This is a genomic window from Acinetobacter sp., assembly GCF_049284435.1.
Taxonomy (GTDB): Bacteria; Pseudomonadota; Gammaproteobacteria; order Pseudomonadales; family Moraxellaceae; genus Acinetobacter.
On record NZ_JBAPXX010000035.1, the window covers coordinates 1 to 2,748 of the forward strand.

Consider the following 2,748-nt stretch of genomic DNA (forward strand, 5'->3'; position numbering starts at 1 on the left):
GGGGCTGCACCGCGCCAGCGTGGCAACAGCGAACCATGAATATTCAGGCAACCATATTTTGGCGTATCCAGAACCACTTGTGGCAGGATCAGGCCATAGGCCGCCACCACCATCACATCTGCATTTAGGGCTTTAAGTTCTGCTTGCGCTGCCAGACCTTCTTCAGTCGAAGATTTGAAGTGAAGCGGTTGGTAGACTGGAATATTATTTTCTAAAGCCAGCTGCTTTACTGCAGAAGCTGTCAGTTTTTGTCCACGTCCAGCTTTGCGGTCCGGTTGAGTATAGACCGCAACAATTTCATGTTCGGTTTTAAGCAGTGCAGCCAATGCTGTGGCTGCAAATTCTGGTGTGCCCGCAAATATGATCTTCACACATGAAATTCCAAATAAACTTAAAAGCTATTATAAGCCAAAAGCCAAATTTCAGCCTAATCGTTGCAAAAACTTATACGAGAAGCTTGGTGAGTGCTTGAATTTCGGTAGAATTTTTATATAAAAAAAACTCATGCAAATTGTAAAAATTATTCATGAAAGTTTTGTATTGTCCTGATGATGATGGCGGTATAGTAGATTTCATTAAGAAATTTTTATCGTCAGATCATCCAAACCTCTCTATAGACATTTTTGCCTGCATCTACAACCAAAGGGCCCTCTTGTAAATCAAGGGCTTGTAGTATGATAGGTTTAAAATTCAACTGATTTAAGCTCCTTGTCAGTATGATTTAGCCAGAGTGGATCTGCCCGATTCATTGCAAGCTCAAACTTTGTTGGAAATATAAAATGCCTGACTATCGTTCAAAAACATCGACACACGGAAGAAATATGGCTGGCGCACGCGGTTTATGGCGTGCCACCGGCATGAAAGATGAAGATTTCGGTAAGCCGATTATTGCGGTGGTGAACTCGTTCACCCAGTTTGTACCGGGTCATGTCCATCTAAAAGACCTTGGCCAATTGGTTGCACGTCAAATTGAACAAGCAGGCGGCGTAGCAAAAGAATTTAATACCATTGCAGTCGATGATGGGATCGCGATGGGTCATGACGGCATGCTGTACTCATTGCCTTCACGTGACCTGATTGCAGACTCGGTTGAATACATGGTCAATGCACATTGTGCAGATGCGATGGTATGTATTTCGAACTGTGACAAAATCACCCCAGGGATGTTGATGGCAGCAATGCGTTTGAACATTCCGGTGGTATTTGTTTCAGGCGGCCCAATGGAAGCGGGTAAAGTCCAAATCCGTGGCAATGAACAGGCAATTGACCTTGTTGATGCGATGATTGTGGCAGCAGATGACAACTATACAGATGAAGAAGTAAAAGCATACGAGCGTTCTGCATGTCCAACATGTGGTTCATGTTCAGGGATGTTTACTGCCAACTCAATGAACTGCTTGACTGAAGCTCTAGGTCTATCTTTACCAGGTAATGGTTCTACGCTGGCAACACATGCCAACCGTAAGAAATTATTTGAGCGTGCAGGTCAGTTGATTGTTGAAATCACCAAACGTCATTATGAGCAAAATGATTACAGTGTGTTGCCACGTAATGTTGCGACCAAAGCATCGTATGAAAATGCCATGATTTTGGACATTGCGATGGGTGGTTCAACCAATACCGTTCTACACTTGTTGGCAGCTGCACATGAAGCAGAAGTTGACTTTACCATGGACGATATCGATCGTTTATCTCGTAAAGTGCCTGTGCTGTGTAAAGTTGCACCTGCTGTTAAAAACGTCCATATGGAAGATATTCACCGTGCCGGCGGTATTATGTCGATCCTGGGTGAATTAGATCGTGGTGGCTTACTGGATACCTCTGTACCTACAGTGCATGAAGCAACCTTAAAAGATGCGTTAGACAAGTGGGATATCATTCGTACTGAAGATGAAGAGGTTTATAACTTCTTTAAATCAGCACCGGGCGGTGTACCAACCCAAACGGCATTCTCACAAGATCGTTACTACACCCGTTTAGATGGTGACCGTGAAAATGGTGTGATTCGTAACGTTGAACATGCCTTCTCGCAAGACGGTGGTCTGGCTGTGCTTTACGGCAACATCGCGCTAGAAGGCTGTATCGTAAAAACAGCCGGTGTGGATGATTCAATCCTGAAATTCAACGGGACTGCACGTGTGTTTGAAAGCCAGGATGCTGCGGTAGACGCGATTTTAGGCGGTAAAATCACTGCAGGTGATGTGGTGGTGATTCGTTACGAAGGTCCACGCGGTGGTCCGGGTATGCAAGAAATGTTGTATCCAACCAGTTACTTGAAATCGAAAGGTTTGGGTAAAGACTGTGCCCTTTTAACGGATGGCCGTTTCTCGGGTGGTTCATCTGGTCTGTCGATTGGTCATGTGTCTCCTGAAGCAGCGGAAGGTGGTGCGATTGGTCTGGTTGAAGATGGCGACCGTATCGAAATTGATATTCCAAACCGTACCATTCACCTAGCGGTTGAAGAATCAGTGATGGCTGAACGTCGTGCAGCGCAAGAAGCCAAAGGCTGGCAGCCTGCAGAACAGCGTCCGCGTAAAGTGTCTAAAGCACTGAAAGCGTATGCGATGCATACCACCAGTGCCTCGAAAGGTGCGGTACGTGATATCTAATTTGTAATTTTACAAATTTAAAAAGCACTCCAGATGGGGTGCTTTTTTTATTTGAAATTTATAGGTTCAGTAAGACGGGGTCTTAAAGGAAATTGTTTAATTGCAGTTTATAACCTTCGGTTCGACCTACTTTTGTTTC

Annotated in this window: 2 protein-coding genes; one reads left to right on the forward strand and one right to left on the reverse strand. The window is 44.7% G+C overall.

Annotated features, from left to right (window positions below; all coding sequences use genetic code 11):
- Positions 1-371 (reverse strand): methionyl-tRNA formyltransferase (locus WAK81_RS02910; RefSeq protein ID WP_422195613.1); only part of this gene is annotated, 371 nt, incomplete at its 3' end.
- A 408-nt stretch (positions 372-779) separates the two neighbouring features.
- Between WAK81_RS02910 and ilvD the strand changes: the two genes are divergently transcribed.
- Entirely contained in the window at positions 780-2,609 is a 1,830-nt protein-coding gene (gene ilvD / locus WAK81_RS02915) for a dihydroxy-acid dehydratase (RefSeq protein ID WP_422195614.1), read from the forward strand.
- Positions 2,610-2,748 lie beyond the last annotated feature (139 nt).